Source organism: Rhodonellum sp. (assembly GCF_030656585.1).
Classification (GTDB): domain Bacteria; phylum Bacteroidota; class Bacteroidia; order Cytophagales; family Cyclobacteriaceae; genus Rhodonellum; species Rhodonellum psychrophilum.
In genome coordinates, this window is the sequence record NZ_JAUSPP010000066.1 from 26,368 (window position 1) to 42,451 (window position 16,084).

Here is a 16,084-nt window from a genome sequence, read left to right on the forward strand (position 1 = left end):
AAAGTACCGATACCCGTTGGGAAATTGTTATTCCCCAAGAAACCGTTTTTGATTTCCATGAAAAAATTAGCCAAGCAAAGTCTCCTGACCACCATCTCCTCCTATCTGGGGGTTTTGATCGGGTATTTCAATGTGCTCTGGCTGATGCCCTATGCCATGGATCCGGAGCAGATTGGGATATTCCGGACCATCCAGGACATGGCTTTGCTTTTTGTCCCCTTTGCCCAGCTGGGATTGGGAAATGGCATCACACGTTTTTATCCCAAAGTCAAATCCGAACAATTTTCCTTTTTCACCCTAAGCCTCCTGCTGACGCTTCTTGGATTTATCCTGGTGGCCATTTTGTTTTTTGTATTTAAGGAAACCATCATATCCGCATTTGCGGTCAATTCGCCTGAGGTGGTCGATTTCTTCGGCGTGGTGCTTTTCATCACCCTTTTTTCTGTCCTGAACACGATTTTGGATTCCTTTTGCCGCTCCTTTATCAAAGTGGCAGTACCCGCGTTTTTCAGGGAAGTGATCCTGCGCTTGTTGGTTTCGATACTGGTAGGCACTTATTTTCTTCGATTTATCACATTTGATCACATGATGTGGGGATTGGCTTTGGTCTATTTTATCTCCTTGATGGGCATGATCCTTTACATGGTCAGGATCAAGGTTTTCAAATTGAAATTCAAATTCAAATCCTTTCCCGCTGGCTTCAAAACGGAATTTATCAAATACAGCTTGATCACCTTATTGGGTACCACAGGCGCCATCCTGATCATGAAAATCGACAGCCTGATGGTTTCTTCCATGATTGGATTGGATGCCAATGCCATTTATACCATCGCGTTTTCGGTTGCTGTAGTCATCGAGATGCCCAGAAGAGCGATTTCCCAAGTGGTCATGCCGCTTGTCTCGGAGTACTTCGAAAAAATGGAATTGGACAAAGTCGGGAAACTCTACAAAGATGTCGCGGTGCACCAACTTTTGCTCTGTACGCTGATCTTCCTGGGCGTCTGGGCAAACATTGACAACCTGTACCATTTTATCCCGAACAATGAATTGTACCGAACCGGTAAATGGGTGGTCTTGTGGATAGGCCTCGGAAAACTCTCCGATGTCCTTTTTTCCATCAATGGAGAAATCATCGTTTTTTCAAGATATTACCTCTTCAACATCACCGCGACGCTTCTGATGAGTATTGCTGTGATTGTTTTGAATCTGTTTTTGATTCCGATTTTTGGGATTGAAGGCGCAGCCGTGGCCTCATTTCTGGCCATGTTTTTCTACAACTTGATCAAATTTTTTTATATCAAATGGAGATTGGGCTTTCAGCCTTTTTCATTGGATATCCTAAAGATTGTGATTTTGGGTATTCTCATTTTCTTTGCTCAGGATTGGTTGCTAAAGGAAATGGAGCCCGGTGTAGGGGATTTGGCCTTGCGGTCGGTATTGATTGTTTTGCTGTATTTGGGAGGAACCTTTGTGTTCAATATTGCTGAGGAGACGAGAGCATCCTTTCTCACCTTCCTGAAAAAAATAAAAAGATCCGAGTCTTAGAGTGTTGCAAACCTCCGTACTGACAAGATTTGAGCTGCCTGAAAATCGCAAACTTCCACTGTTATCCTAACTTTTGAGGGCTAGGTCCACATTTACCGGAGTAAAAATGGATGAGGCCTGTTTTTGAAAAGGGCTTCACTCGGTGTAATAATAATTTGTGAAGTTTGAACAAGTCGGCGACCCGGACCTTTTGCCAAAGATAAGGAATCATCGAGGAAAAGTAAAGTATTTTTAAAATCCTTTCAGGGATTGCTCATTGAATTTTCCGTGGTATTTTGGGGTAAAATAGGCTATATCATTCAATTGACGCACTTTCAGTAGCTTACCAACCTTTAAAAAACTTACGATTTGTCATTTAAAAGCAAAAGGAAATTGACTAACCACCCCACCGTAATTTCGAAATTTTAGAGATCAACTTTCATCGCACGCGGTAAAGTGTTGTGGCTAAATTCATTACCCATTCGCTGGTTGAAAAACCCATTTTTGCAAAAATCAAGAAAAGGAAATCAGTGGTTCGGCCATCAAAAATGCGACTCTTTTCCAACTCCAATTTGAAAAAAGAGAAATCCTCCATATAAAACATTCCTTATCCCAAATTTTATTGAAAACCAATACCTTTGCAGGAGTTTGAAATAATACAAAATTTTGATTTCCAATCCATCCAAGGTTTCCCCATGAACGCAGCCAAAGTCAGTATCATCATGCCCTGCTACAACCAGGCAGCCTATTTGGAAGAGGCCGTTAATTCTGTTTTGGAAAGCCAATATGAGCACTTAGAAATCATCATCGTCGATGATGGATCCAAGGATGCTTCTTTTAAAATCGCACAGGAGTTGAGCGAAAAATTCCCGGATAAAATCAAGGCCATTACCCAAAAAAACCAAGGTCCTGCCCAAGCCCGAAATGCAGGTATCCATGTTGCCCGCGCCAAATACATCCTTCCTTTGGATGGGGATGACAAAATCAATCCAGACTATATCGCTGAGGCCGTCAAAATTTTAGAATCCGATCCCAATGTCAAAGTCGTGTATTGCGAAGCGGAGAAATTCGGTGAAAAAACAGGGCCTTGGAAACTAAAACCATTTTCCTTGCGTGCATTGGCATTGGACAATATGATTTTTGTGTCCGCGATGTACCGCAAAAGCGATTGGGAAAAATGCGGCGGTTATGACAAGAGGATGACTTGGGGATGGGAAGACTGGGAATTCTGGATGAACATGCTCAAAACTGGGGGTGAAGTCGTGAAACTTCCCATCACCGGGTTTTATTACAGAATCAGGAAAGGCTCGAGGAGAAAAACCACCAACAAGGAAGCAAAACAGAAAACCATTGACCTGATCAATGACAAACACGCCGACTTCCTGAAAGCGCATCTTGGTGGGCCTTTGCGGAATCCAAGGTCTTGGTCCAAAGAAATCAATCGCGTCTATAATTTATTCAAGTAGTATCTGTCTGCTGAAACGATATCAAGATTCAAGCCTGCAATCCATTTTTTCTAATTCACTTCAAGAACACCCAAAGCGTATTTCAAAATGATTTCCTGAAAATAGAGGGTATAAAGCGATTGGGCATAATCGGATTGGCCAGTCACCAATTGTTGGTTGGCTTGGGACAGGTCCACAAAATTGCTGACGCCCAAGCGGAATCTTTCCGAAATGGCCACTTGTGCTTCCTCAGCTGCAGTCAATTGCAATTTGGTCGCCTCTTCCCTTTTTATGGATGCTTTGTAATTTTCATAGGCAAGTTTCACTTCTTGGGAAATCCTTCTTTCCAAAGCTGATTTTTCCAATTGCTGGTTTTGGTACTCAACTTTACTTCTGGTCACTGAGAGTCTGTTTTCGAAATTATTGAAAATGGGAATGGTCAAGGATAGTCCAAGGGTGCGTTGCGGATAGATTTGGAACAATTGTTCGTTTATCCTTCTATCGTCAAAGGAGGTATAGAAGGTGTTGTAGTTGAAAAATGCGTTGATCTGAGGATAATAGACAGACCTTGCGACCGTCAGCATTTTTTTATTTCCAGCCTCCAAAAGTTGCTGCTGTTTGAAATCCTTTCGCTGACCGATTGATAAATCGTACAATTCCTCCAAAGGCATGGACAAGTATTCACTTCTACTCGGAGTCAAGGATATTCCCTCTAATTTTGGAATGGTATTGGAATCCAGCTGAAGCGTTTCAGCCAAGGTCCAAGCATCTGTTTCCCATTGGATTTTGGCATTCAAGGCAACTGTTTCCAGTCTTGCCACCTCGGATTGCTGGTTGTATTGGTCGGAAAGTGTCCGCAACCCAGCCTCCACAAACCCATCTATCTGTTCCAACAGTTTCTTTTGGTTCGCCAAATTCTCCTGCGCTATCCGATACAACTCCTCATCCAACAGCACTTGAAGATATTGCTGGGAAACAGTGAACATCATTTCTTGTGCAGCTCTTTCCATCTCATTTTCACCAGCCTCTTTGAAAAATCCTGTGGCCCTTGTCATGTTGATCCTTCTTCCTCCATTAAAAACCGGCATGGTCATATTCACGGAAGATGAAATGCTGTTATTGGTAAGGTTGGTGACGATTAACTGGTCTTCAACCTGCTGATACTGTTGGCCGCTTTGGCGAAAAAAGCTGTTGCTTGCGTTCAGACGGGGAAGGTGACCCATACGGGCAGCTTGATTCTCTATTTTGAGCACTTCCTGTTGGTTGTTCAAAGTCCGGTAGTTGAGATTTTGTCTTAGACCGATTTCAACTGCTTCTTGGAAGGTAAGCCTTAGGGTATCCTGAGCCTTTATTTCCCCGACAAACAAACCGAAAATCAAATAAGTAAAGAGTATCTTTTTCATATTAAAGGGCAATGTCTTTGTCGATTCTTCCATCGAGCATCTCTATCAATCGGGTGCCAAAATTGGCGTTTTCCCTTGAATGTGTGGCTTGGATAATTGTGGTCCCTTCCTTGTTCAATTCCTTGAAAACCTCCATGATTTCCTTTGCCTGAGCGGAGTGCAGGTTTCCCGTAGGTTCATCCGCCAACAAGATGCGCGGCTTGCCTGCGATTGCTCGGGCAATGCCTACCAGTTGCTGTTGTCCTCCAGAAAGTTGTTCGGGAAACAGATCCTTTTTTGCCACCATTTTGAATCTGTCCAACAAATCCGCAATGATGCTTTTTCTTTCGGAGGCAGAAACCCCTCTGTAGAGCAATGGCGTTTCGATATTCTCATAGACCGTTAGGTCGTCGATGAGATGATAGGCCTGAAAAATATACCCAAATTCAGATTTGTGTAGAGCCGATCGTTGCTTGTCTTTCATGTTTTGTATGGATTTTCCATCAATGCTGTATTGACCCTCAAAATCATCATCCAAAAGTCCGATAATATTCAGAAGCGTTGATTTCCCTACTCCCGAAGGGCCCATCAAAGTCAGGAATTCACCTTGCCCGACACTAAGGTTGATTCCCTTTAAAATAAACACCCGCTGAAAACGCGAGTCGATGAATTTATCAATATTGCCCAATGAAATCATAAGAAAGGGTTTGATGAAAGGTGTTCGATGGAAGCGGTACCCATGTGCGGCGTCCCTCTTCCGACCTAAAACCTATTCCCAATCCTGTGCCATAAAAAATACCCTGAATTATTCGATTCAGGGTATTTTTGGGGAAATTACAACTATTTTATTCGAACAATTTTGTTCGCTGGCGGACGAATGTGCCTTATCCTGGCATACTTGGCCTCACTTCGATTTTGCTTGGAAGCGTTCTTGGGTGCATCTGCATCAAGTCCACAACCATTTGGCCCAAATCTTCGCTTTGGATTTTCCATGCATCTTTTTCACTTGGCTCATGGTCATTGAAATGTGTGGCTACAGATCCCGGCATGATGGTGGTCACCCTGATTCCATGCTGACGCAAGTCCAACATGGCTGCCTGGGAAAATCCGGTCACTCCGAATTTGCTCGCATTGTAGGCTGATCCTCCGGCAAAGAAATTGGTGCCGGCCAAACTGGAAATCGAAATGAAGTAACCCTTCGAATCTTTCAATGCTTTCAATCCGGCTTTGATGCTGTAAAATACACCGGTAAGGTTGGTGTCGATGGTTTCATGCCATTGCGCCAAGGTCAATTCCTCAATGTTGGCAAAATGACCGATACCGGCATTGGCGACCAACAAATCCAATTTTCCCCATTTATCCAAAAGCTTGTTGATGGCGTTTTCCTGGGAAGTATAATCCCTGACATCCGCCTCCAAACCTATGGCCTTTCCTTTTCCAATTTTATTGAGCTCTTCAGCTGCTTTGTCAGCACTTTCCTGTGATCTGCTTGTGATGGCCACATTCATTCCCTGCGCCACCAAGGCTGCAGCGATTCCATAACCTATTCCTTTGGTACCTCCTGTAATGAAGGCAGTTTTGTTTTCGATATTTTGCATGTTCTCGATTGTTTAAAAATACACGTTTACCTCTATGTTACCCATTTGGGCAAGGTAAAGTTCAATCAAACTGCAAATTTATTCAGGATGAAATTTTGATTTCAAGCCCCAGTTGAATTAAGGTGAAGGGTATAATCCCGATTTCACCTTCATTCAATGGGGCGTACAATGGCAAAAAGCCAAATCCAATATTTGATGTATCCTCTTCTAGTCAACCCTGAAGGAATCCACAGGATTGATCATGGCTGCTTTTATTGACTGGGAACTGACAGTGACCAAAGCGATCAGCGAAGCGCTCAAACCGGCAATCAGGAATACCACCCAGGAAACCGAAATGCCATAGGCAAATCCACCCAGCCATTGATCCATGCCATACCAAGCGATGGGTATCGAAATGAGGAATCCCAACAAAACCAATTTCAAGAAATCCTTGCCTAACAAAGTGACAATGTTGAAGACACTCGCCCCCATCACTTTCCGGATGCCGATTTCCTTGGTTCGCTGTTCGGTTGCGTAGGCTGTAAGGCCAAACAGTCCCAATACCGAAATCAAAATGGCCAGCATGGCAAAAAACCCGAAAATGGTCCCGATCCGCTCTTCCGCTTCATATTGACGGAGAAACTGATCCTCCACAGAAGTGAATTCCACCGGAGAATCCGGACGCATGGCCATCCATTCCCCTCTGAGATATTCCATGATTTCTTCTTTCCGGTCTGATTGAATTTTGATGGCTACATTGCCAAATCGGTTTTCCGGGATCATAAAAATGATGGGGACAATGGGCTGATGCAGCGATTCAAAATGGAAATCTTTCAATACGCCCACCACATATCCCCTTCTGCCTCCATATTCAATTTGCTTGTCTACGGCTTCCTCAGGATTTGACCAGCCGATCGCCCGAATGGCGGTTTCATTCAAAATAAATGCTTGCGTAGAATCACTGGCCAAGTTGAAATCAAAATTACGCCCCGCGACCATTTTCATCCCAAAGGTTTCTTTGAATGTATGGCTGACATGCACATCTGCAATCCGGATATTGATCGGAGAAAGCTCCCCTCCCACCTCGGCCTTCGTTCCCTGGGAATCCAGCAAGCGGCCCGAAGGAATCCTGCTGGCAAGGCTAACTTCTAGAATTCCAGGCTGTTTTTTCAACCTTTCCCGCATCATTTCAAAGTTATCCGTCAATTGTGTGTAAGCTGGAAGCACCAAAATCCCCTCTTTTTCAAAGCCCAGATCCTTGCTTTTCATATAATCCAACTGATTGATCACAACGATCACACAAACGATCAGGACAATGGAAATGGCAAACTGCCCGACCACCAAAATGGACCTTAGTTTCTCATGGATAGAGCCGATTTTATAGGTGCCTTTCATCACCTTCACCGGTTCGAAACCGGATAGAAAAAGTGCTGGATAACTTCCGGAAATCAAACCCACGAAAATCACCAAAATCACTATCCAGAACAAATAAGCAGGATGTTCCAAAAAATCAAGATGCAAATCCTTATCGGTAAAATCCGAGAAAATCGGCAGCGTCAGGTAAACCAAAATCAGGGCAAACGCCAAGGCGACAAATGCCATAAATATGGACTCTCCCATAAACTGACGGATCAGGAGTTCTTTGTCAGCACCCATTACTTTTCGAAGCCCGACTTCCATGGCTCTTTTTGAGGATCGTGCCGTGGACAGGTTCATAAAATTGATGCAGGCAATCAGCAGGATAAAAAGCGCAATGGCCAAGTAGATGTACACATATTCAATGCTGCTGTTTGGTTCCATTTCTGAATCCAAATTGGAATGCAGGTGAATGTCCTTCAGCGGCCAAAGTTTCAATTGGGTACCTTTTGAAGCGGGGATGCCTTCACTGTTTGGGCTCATGTGGCGGTCTATGAATGCAGGAAGCTGATTTTCCAGCTCATGGAAATCAGCTCCATCGTTCAACAATAAAAAAGTCGAGAAATTATTGCTGCCAAAATTCTGCATCATTTGAGCCAATCCTCCATAAAATTCCTCGACCGGCTTCATGGATGCCAGCATGTCGAATTTGAAATGGGAATTGTCAGGAACATCCTCAACGATTCCCCTAACCTGCATTTCAATTGTATTGTCCCCGATCACCACTTGCATGGATTTCCCCATCGGATCTTCATTTCCGAAATAGCGCTTTGCAGTGGATGCAGTGATCACCAAGCCATCGGGAAAAGTCAGGGCATTGTCCAAATCTCCATCAATGCGTGTCCAGGAAAAAACTTTGAAAACCTCCGGATCGCCAAAATAAAAGCGCTCCTCTGTGAAGGAATTCCCTTGGTATTTCACCAAAGGATTATTGCTCATCAACCTGACGGATTCTTGGACCACGGCACCAAAATCGGACTTCAACAAAGGTGCAAATGGTGGCGCTGCATGTCCGAGATGAAGACTGATTTCACCATTCTGATCTGTCCATGACCTTGAAACACGATAAATTTTGTCCGCTTTTTCATGGTATTGGTCATAACTCAGTTCATGCTGTACAAACAAAAATATCAGGATGCTCACCGTCATGCCCAATGCAAGACCAAAAATATTGATCAGGACGTAGACTGGACTTTTTTTAAAGTTTCTCAGAAAGATGTTGAAGTAATTTTTGAGCATGGCTTTCTCCTGAAGATGAATTTTATAAAATGTTGAATGTAGTTCGGTACATCTTTTCATCTTCCATACCATAAAAAAAACAGTGATGCGGGGCATCAAGGCCGTTTTCAAATTTCAGCCTCAAAAAATCCGTACACTTTTGGTCGCAATCGGACGATTCAGTATCAATGCTATTTAAATTTCACTTTGCCGATCGACAATCGGTTCACATTATCATTTACTGGGGAGAGGAAATAAGGATCCCTAAAATTGTGAAAGTTGAAAGATGCATCATCCTCTCTTTTCCCCTTTCCATTTGCTAAACATACAATTCCTGCTCGGAGGTAAAATAGGTTTTTCGGGAATCAATCAACTTCGTTTGGATAGAAGCTCCTGTGGGACTTTTTTTCTTTTTAGGATGGTGAATAAGGAGGAAGTCCAGTATTTCTCCGCTGGCATTATCGGGATGAAGGTCAAGGATTTGTTTTGTGGTCTGCCCCAAAACTATTTTGATGGCATCTGAAAGCACATGGATTTTTTCTTGTGGAATTTTATTGCAAATCGAAAATGGAGAAATACCCGCTTTCCATAAAATTTCATCCGAATAGCGATTTCCAATTCCTTGTATAATGTCCTGATCAATCAGGAATTTTTTAATCAAGATACTTTTCCCTGCCATCTTTTCTTTTAAAAACTCCGGTGTAAGCGCGCTGGACATGGCATCGATGCCCTTGGGTTTTACAGGATTCAATAACGCCTTGGCCAACCCTCTTGGGTCAGTCAACACTATTGCTGTTCCATCTTGAAAATACAGCTCCATTACGGCGTATTTGTGCGGATTGCTTTCCTTGAAAAATTGGATCCATCCATTCAACCTCAATTGGAAACCGAGGATTTCACCACTTTCAAACTCCATCAACAATTGCTTCCCGTCTCTTCTGAACTCCCTAATGGATTGATTTTCAATTCTATTTTTCAATTTTTCAGTGGAAACATTCAGGTTTTTAGGTCGATAAACCTTGATGCCTTTTATGGTTTTCCCTTTTATTTTAGGATTCAAATTCAGACTTAAAACCTCCAAATCCGGTAGTTCTGGCATGGCATTGTTGAGTAAAATTGAGGACGAAAATTCAATTTTTTATTGGAGAATCAGAATCTGAAAACAACAGATACCTGGGAAAATTTCGCTTTCAGGAAGTTATGCGATCGCTTCTTCCAGTGTTTTGATGATCATCTTTTTCATGGGTAAAAAGGCTGCGGTAAGTTTTCTGGATTTTTCAGGGTCCGCCATTTCCCTTTCCAGCATCCTGGGCAAGATTTGCTAGGAAACACCAAATTTATCCACGAGCCAGCCGCATTGTACTTCTTCACCTTCGCTCGTGAAGCTGTCCCAATAATGATCGATTTCCTCCTGCGTATCACAATAGACCATCTGGGAAATAGCGGGTGTAAAGTTGAAAGCATGGACAAGGGAACTCTCCATGGCCATAAATGTCTGTCCCAAAAGCTTGAACTGTGCATGTTTGACTTTTCCGGGAACATCCCCATCGGCCTCATTGTACTTCAATATCCCTTGAATCTTTGAATTTTTGAAAATCGAGGTATAAAAATGTATCGCCTCCTCCGCCCTGCCAAACTGGTCGCCGACAAACATAAAAGTGGTCGTGAATTTTTGGCCAACCTCGTCAATTTTTCCGTATGAAATTTGCCAGGAGATCCCGTATTTATCATTCAACCAACCGTATTTTTCGCTCCATTCATATTTATCCAAGGCCATCATGGACGATCCTCCTGCCAAGAGCGTGTCCCATACCAAATCCACTTCCGCAATGCTTTCACACACCACAAAAAAAGATATCGATGGACTGAATTTGTACTCCGTACCCCCATTGAGCGCCATGAAATCCTGCCCCTTCAACTTAAAATTAACTGACATGACCGATCCTTCGGGCTTCCTATGGAATTCAAAACCTTCTTTCCCAAACCGGGAAATGGTACCGATCTCTGATTTCGCAAAAAGTCCTGTATAAAATTTTGCGGCTTCCTCTGCTTCAGTGTCAAACCAAAGACAAGGAGTTATTCTCTTTTGAGTTGTCATGACTTGGCTTTTATGTTCGTTTCTTTCCGATTTTAATTCACACCTTTTTCTGAATTATTGGAATTTCCAATGGTTCGGTTTCTGAATGTCCCCTTCAAACCCCTGTTTTTGAATCCTGTCTCGGCACATACATTCATGGATTTTACCTGATCTAAGAGAGGTTGATGTCTGAAAAACTTCATCATCATGGAAATTTAAATTAAGTGTTGATTTTCAGATTGTTATTCATTTCCAGACTTGGACAAATAAATCGATCCAAATAACAACATTCTGCTTTTTCCCCTCGTTCAAAACAATGATTAATGGTAGTGTTTAAAGTATTATTAATCAATTAATATTTTTATTTTAAATAAATTTATCTAATAATAATTAAATAAAAAATTCTAATATTTACTATTTACCTAAAATTTACACCATTCCTTTGCCAATAAATCAATGGGCCAGTTGATAAAACCGAAAATTCAGGATTTTAGATTTCTATCGTCTTTTGTCTTCCAGCCCATTTTTAGAAAATAAAACCCAAAAACGGATAATCTTAATTATTTAACCTCAAACTATTATTTAAATTTTAAACAAAAATTAACTTAACGTTTTGGATCATGAAAAAAACAATCATTCTTACAGCTACCTTGGCCATTTTTGCAATAGGCCACACTTTTGGCCAGGGATTGCACTTTGGCGCCAAAGCAGGAGTAAATTTCGCCAATTACACTGGAAGTGATTTGGCTGGTTATGAATTTGAAAGCATCACCAATTACCATGCTGGCATATTTGTTGAATTTGGCTTATTCGAGGCATTTTCGATTCAGCCTGAGCTTTTGTATTCCACCGCAGGCTCAAATTTGAAAGGAACTGGTGAAAACATAAAAAACGAATTGGGATATCTCTCGATTCCGGTCGTGGCCCGTTTTTATTTGATTCCTGATCGCTTGTCCGTCGATGTTGGGCCGCAGGTTTCCTTTTTATTGAATGAAAAGGAAAATGTCAACATCTCCAACTCTGAAACCTTCGATTTTGCACTGGTGGGTGGACTGACTTTTCAAATCATTGGGCCGCTATTTGTCCAGGGAAGGTATAATCTTGGACTTACGGATGTGAAAAAAGACGCGGATGTTAAAAATTCAATCATACAACTGTCCGCTGGGGTTCGTTTCTGAGCTTTTACATCATTCTTTTGCTTCAAAAGTTCCTCCTCGGAGGAACTTTTGTTTTTTAAGGTAGTTTCCCCATTTGCGCATTACAAATTATTTGATTTCAAAAATATTCAGATACCTTTTGGAATATAAAGCGGCCAAGGACATCACTGCAGATTCATTCTCATTGATTACGAATGGTTTTTTTAATTATTCCACTAAGTTGTCTATCTTAGGTTGTTTTGAATTCTAAAGGTACTTTTTTTTGAAAAAAACAGCATGTATGTAAAAAGACACTATAGTTTTTGGATGACGGTCAAGTGGTCAAAAAAACCATTGCTCTACGGTATTCTGTATGCGGCTGTTATTGTCTTGGTTTTTGAAATCACCTTTTTGGAATTTACACTTCCATGGGAACCCATAAGTGTGATCGGTATCGCAGTAGCTTTTTACCTTGGTTTCAAAAACAACAGTTCCTATGACAGGACATGGGAAGCCCGAAAAATATGGGGTTCCATTGTCAACAATAGCAGAACTTTTACCACAGCCATTCTCACCATGGTAGAGACTAAAGATGCAGCAACGGCTAAAGAACTCAAAAAAAAGATCGTTTACAGACATATCGCCTGGGTCCATGCCCTCAACCATACCTTGCGAAAAAAGAGGACTTGGGAACATCCAGAAGATCCACTCAAAATGATATTCACCCCAACATTCAGAGACAACTATTCCAAGGAACTTTCAGAAATTTTGGCTCACTTTATCTCTCCCTCGGAATGGGACAATTTAAAATCCAAAAGCAATGTTGCTGCCCAAATCCTCAAAACACAATCGGAAACCCTTCAAAAGCTGAAAGAAGATGGTCTTGTTTCCGACTACAAACATGTGTGGCTTCATGAAATCATCGGTAAACTCTATGACGATCAAGGAATGTGCGAAAGGATCAAGAACTTCCCTTTGCCCAGACAATATGCATCCGTGGCACTTTGGATGAACTATGTTTTTTGCGCTTTGATTCCTTTTGGAATGCTCAATATTTTTGAAGGATCAAAAGACTTATATATCTGGTTGACCATTCCTTTTTCGGCACTCATTATCTGGATCTTTTTTTTGATGGACAGAATTGGAGATTATTCAGAAAACCCATTCGAACCAGCCTACAACAGCTTGCCCATTTCCACTCTCTCCAGATCAATCGAAATCGACTTGCGTGAAATGTTGGATGATGACAATATTCCTGGCCAATATCCTGTGGAAAATGGTTTTTCGATGTAAGTTTAAGTGTGCTTGTTTCAGGAATTTCCTCTCTTTTTAGTCGCATTACTCACTTTTCAATATTTTGGCAGGATTGGTTTGGGAAGCAATCCATGAATGAATCCCAACGATGACAAGGCAGATTGTCAACACCCCCAATCCAGCCAAAAGGAAAATGAGATAGGGCATATCCACCCGATATTCAAATCCATTGAGCCAATCATTCAGAAAATAATAGGCGGGAAAGACGGCTAGCACAAAGGCTATTCCTATCAAAACCATGTAATTCAAGGAAATCAAATAAAGTATCTGCCGTAAAGTGGCCCCGAGAACTTTGCGAATGCTGATTTCTTTGGTCCGCTGTGAGATGGTAAACGAGGACAAAGCAAACAATCCCAGCAAACTGATGATCAAAGCCATCATTGTTGCCATGCCCAAAACTTTGCGGAGCTTTAAATCAGATTTATAAAAACCGGCCAATGTCTCATCAAAAAATTTGAATTCCTCCTCTTCAACAGGAAAGAACTTTTTTGAAATTGCATCCAATTTTCCTTTGGCAGCCATTAAATCAGTGGATGCTTCCATCCTCAAACTTAATGTGTGAGAATTTATAGGCCGATAAACCATGATCAAAGGCAAGATTTTTTCCCTGAGTGATCGGGTATGAAAATCAGGAACAATCCCAACAACAGTAAATTCCCTATCTGAATAGGAAATCTGCTGGCCTATGGCATCTGATGGGTTTGCAAATTCAATCGTTTTTGCCAATGTTTGGTTGATCAACATCTCAGTTTCCACATTCCTGATATTCCTTCCGAAAATCAAATCCACTTTGTACACCCCGAGGTAATTTTCATCAATATTCTTGACCTGAATGCCTATTTCTTTCTTTTCTCCCTCTCTTTCGATTTCAATCAAAGAAGTCCACATACTTGAAGATGCCATAATATCATTGCCCAAAGTGGATTTGAGAACAAAGGATTGGTTGTCTATATCGGTTTTGAATGCCTCTTTTTGGGACTCTGGCACCAAATAGGGCGTCCGGATATACAGGACCTGTTCTTTGTCAAAACCCATATCTTTGGTCACCATATACTTGATCTGACTCGAAACCACCAATACCGAAATGATGAATCCAATCGACAAAGCAAACTGAAAAACCGTCAGGTTTTTTTGAATAAAATGACCCAGGGAGAATCCGTTTGGCGTTTTCAGATCTCGCTTGAGTACTTTGTGGGGTTGGTATCCGGATAAGATCAAAGCAGGAAACAATCCTGACACCAAGGTCAAAACAAAAGCCAAAACAGTTAAAAACAATATATTCCTTTGTGATAGGTAATCCATCGCCAATCCTTCAGGAATAAAATCCCTGAAATACTTGACAAGCATTTCGCTGAGAAATACAGCGACGAAAATCGACAAGGTGACAATCAAGGCCGTTTCGGAAAGGAATTGAAAAACCAATTGAGACCTGCTGCTACCAAGGGTTTTTCGGATACCGACTTCTTTGGACCTGATGATGGATTGGGCGGTTTCCAGGTTGATGAAATTCATGCTTGCCAGCAAAAGAATAAAGAATCCGATGATCACCAAACCCTGTAACACCGATTTGTTGGCGCCGGACTGGTCAAAGTTTTCGTGAAAATGAATCTCAGACAAAGGCATTAGGGAAAAGACCGTGGCATTTCCCCGTTCTTTTTCCATGTATTTATCCACTATCCCTTTAAACTTTGCATCCACATCGGCTATTTTTGCATTTGGATTCAGCCTGACAAATACCTGCGAAGAAGAATTGACTGAATTCCATTGATCTACAGCATAATCGTCCCTGTTTTCCTCTACAAGCATATTTCCCATCGAAATCAAATCCGTGAATTTCAGATCTGAGTTTTCCTTATAATCTGCGACAATCCCGACGACAGTGGTGTGTACCGTGTCCATAAAATAATACACCATTTCTTTACCCAAAACCTCTGCAGGAGACATCTCTGGAAAGTAGGTTTTGGCTTTCGATTCAGTCAGGACTACCTGGTTGAGATCTGTCAACACTGTGGCAGGATTTCCTACCAACCATTCCCTTGGGAAAATGTGAAAAAATTGATTGTTCGCAAAGACAATGTTGGCTCCCCCTTTATGGATTTTGTTTTCTCCGGGTGCTGCTATTTTGACATCCCAAAGTGTATAAAAATGCGTCTTTGCTTCTATTTCAGGAATTTCATCCATGATGACATCCCCAAGGGGAAAAGGGACTCCCCCATTTTTCCAGGATTCCTCGTTGTAAAAGGTTTCTGTGTTTACCTGATAAATCCGGTCTCCATCCTTATGAAATTTATCGAAGTCAGTTTCAAACGAGACAATATGAAAAACCAAAAGGCAGACGGCAATACCGATCGAAAGTCCAAGGATATGGACCAAGGTCCTGAGCTTATTCCTTCTGAGATTTCGGAAGGCGACAAGAAAATAATTTTTAATCATTTTACAGGATGTTTAGTGGTGGAATAATCCATGAAAAGTGAATCTCATTGTTTATACGCTTATTTAATGAATCCTTCATTCTCTTTACCAAGCTTTGATGGAGCGGTATACCGTTAAATAAATTTCCGGTGGCTTATCAATCGCTTTTAACCCGTTTTATGCATTCATAACTCAATTCAATATTATAATGAACTGATATTCAATTATTTGCTGATTGTTTTTGACTTCACCCTATTGGTGTCAGGAATTTGTCTCCCAATAGGCTGATTTTCTTGTAGTTTCGATTTCATTTGGAAACCAAAAGCATATTTCGGGTTTATAGGTTTTTGCGGGATTTCTTATCGCTGCTTTAAATGATTCTTTCCCCATAGTCAAAATGACTTCGCAAATTGCACATGATGTATTTATTGAAATGCTGTAAATCAAATGGTTCCACCACAGTAGACAGGCCTTCTGTTCCTTGTTGCTGTCGCTTGGCAACCAGATAAGTAGATTCTTCTCCAGTGTTCATGATTCTTGTCTTTGAATAATCAATCTATAAAATTCTTGTTATTGGATATTT

Annotated in this window: 13 protein-coding genes; 4 read left to right on the forward strand and 9 right to left on the reverse strand. The window is 41.5% G+C overall.

What is annotated here, in order from left to right; all coding sequences use genetic code 11:
* Nucleotides 1-57 precede the first annotated feature (57 nt).
* Nucleotides 58-1,545, forward strand: a complete 1,488-nt coding sequence (locus Q7J63_RS16515; RefSeq protein ID WP_304887713.1) for an oligosaccharide flippase family protein — start codon at nucleotides 58-60, stop codon at nucleotides 1,543-1,545.
* A 674-nt stretch (nucleotides 1,546-2,219) separates the two neighbouring features.
* Entirely contained in the window at nucleotides 2,220-2,990 is a 771-nt protein-coding gene (locus tag Q7J63_RS16520; RefSeq protein WP_304887715.1) for a glycosyltransferase family A protein, read from the forward strand.
* 50 nt (nucleotides 2,991-3,040) lie between these two features.
* Here Q7J63_RS16520 and Q7J63_RS16525 read toward each other — a convergent pair whose 3' ends face one another.
* From Q7J63_RS16525 to Q7J63_RS16555, 7 genes are all read right to left on the reverse strand, one after another.
* Nucleotides 3,041-4,372 carry a TolC family protein gene (locus tag Q7J63_RS16525; protein WP_304887717.1) on the reverse strand — a complete coding sequence of 444 codons (1,332 nt, stop codon included), beginning with the start codon at nucleotides 4,370-4,372 and terminating at the stop codon, nucleotides 3,041-3,043.
* A gap of 1 nt (nucleotide 4,373) precedes the next feature.
* Nucleotides 4,374-5,048 carry an ABC transporter ATP-binding protein gene (locus tag Q7J63_RS16530; protein ID WP_304887719.1) on the reverse strand — a complete coding sequence of 225 codons (675 nt, stop codon included), beginning with the start codon at nucleotides 5,046-5,048 and terminating at the stop codon, nucleotides 4,374-4,376.
* Nucleotides 5,049-5,235: 187 nt separating this feature from the next.
* Nucleotides 5,236-5,949, reverse strand: coding sequence for an SDR family oxidoreductase (locus Q7J63_RS16535; RefSeq protein ID WP_304887721.1), 714 nt, complete (start codon nucleotides 5,947-5,949; stop codon nucleotides 5,236-5,238).
* A 207-nt stretch (nucleotides 5,950-6,156) separates the two neighbouring features.
* Nucleotides 6,157-8,643 (reverse strand): ABC transporter permease, encoded by a 2,487-nt coding sequence (locus tag Q7J63_RS16540; RefSeq protein WP_304887723.1) that lies wholly within the window; start codon nucleotides 8,641-8,643, stop codon nucleotides 6,157-6,159.
* A 238-nt stretch (nucleotides 8,644-8,881) separates the two neighbouring features.
* On the reverse strand, nucleotides 8,882-9,661 hold the full coding sequence (locus Q7J63_RS16545; RefSeq protein ID WP_304887725.1) for a DNA-formamidopyrimidine glycosylase family protein: 780 nt from the start codon (nucleotides 9,659-9,661) through the stop codon (nucleotides 8,882-8,884).
* Between the two features lie 222 nt (nucleotides 9,662-9,883).
* The gene (locus Q7J63_RS16550) at nucleotides 9,884-10,660 is read right to left on the reverse strand and encodes a VOC family protein (protein ID WP_304887726.1); all 777 of its coding nucleotides are present in this window, start codon (nucleotides 10,658-10,660) and stop codon (nucleotides 9,884-9,886) included.
* 32 nt (nucleotides 10,661-10,692) lie between these two features.
* Nucleotides 10,693-10,848 (reverse strand): hypothetical protein, encoded by a 156-nt coding sequence (locus Q7J63_RS16555; protein WP_304887728.1) that lies wholly within the window; start codon nucleotides 10,846-10,848, stop codon nucleotides 10,693-10,695.
* Between the two features lie 411 nt (nucleotides 10,849-11,259).
* On the opposite strand from Q7J63_RS16555, the gene Q7J63_RS16560 reads away from it, so the two are divergent.
* Entirely contained in the window at nucleotides 11,260-11,817 is a 558-nt protein-coding gene (locus tag Q7J63_RS16560; protein WP_304887730.1) for a porin family protein, read from the forward strand.
* Between the two features lie 255 nt (nucleotides 11,818-12,072).
* Nucleotides 12,073-13,068 (forward strand): bestrophin family protein, encoded by a 996-nt coding sequence (locus Q7J63_RS16565; RefSeq protein WP_304887732.1) that lies wholly within the window; start codon nucleotides 12,073-12,075, stop codon nucleotides 13,066-13,068.
* 45 nt (nucleotides 13,069-13,113) lie between these two features.
* On the opposite strand, the gene Q7J63_RS16570 is transcribed toward Q7J63_RS16565, so the two are convergent.
* Both Q7J63_RS16570 and Q7J63_RS16575 read right to left on the reverse strand, forming a co-directional pair.
* Complete coding sequence (locus Q7J63_RS16570) at nucleotides 13,114-15,522, reverse strand: ABC transporter permease (protein WP_304887734.1); 2,409 nt, start codon at nucleotides 15,520-15,522, stop codon at nucleotides 13,114-13,116.
* Between the two features lie 349 nt (nucleotides 15,523-15,871).
* Nucleotides 15,872-16,033: a hypothetical protein gene (locus Q7J63_RS16575; RefSeq protein ID WP_304887736.1), complete on the reverse strand. Its 162-nt coding sequence runs from the start codon at nucleotides 16,031-16,033 to the stop codon at nucleotides 15,872-15,874.
* Between the last annotated feature and the right edge of the window lie 51 nt (nucleotides 16,034-16,084).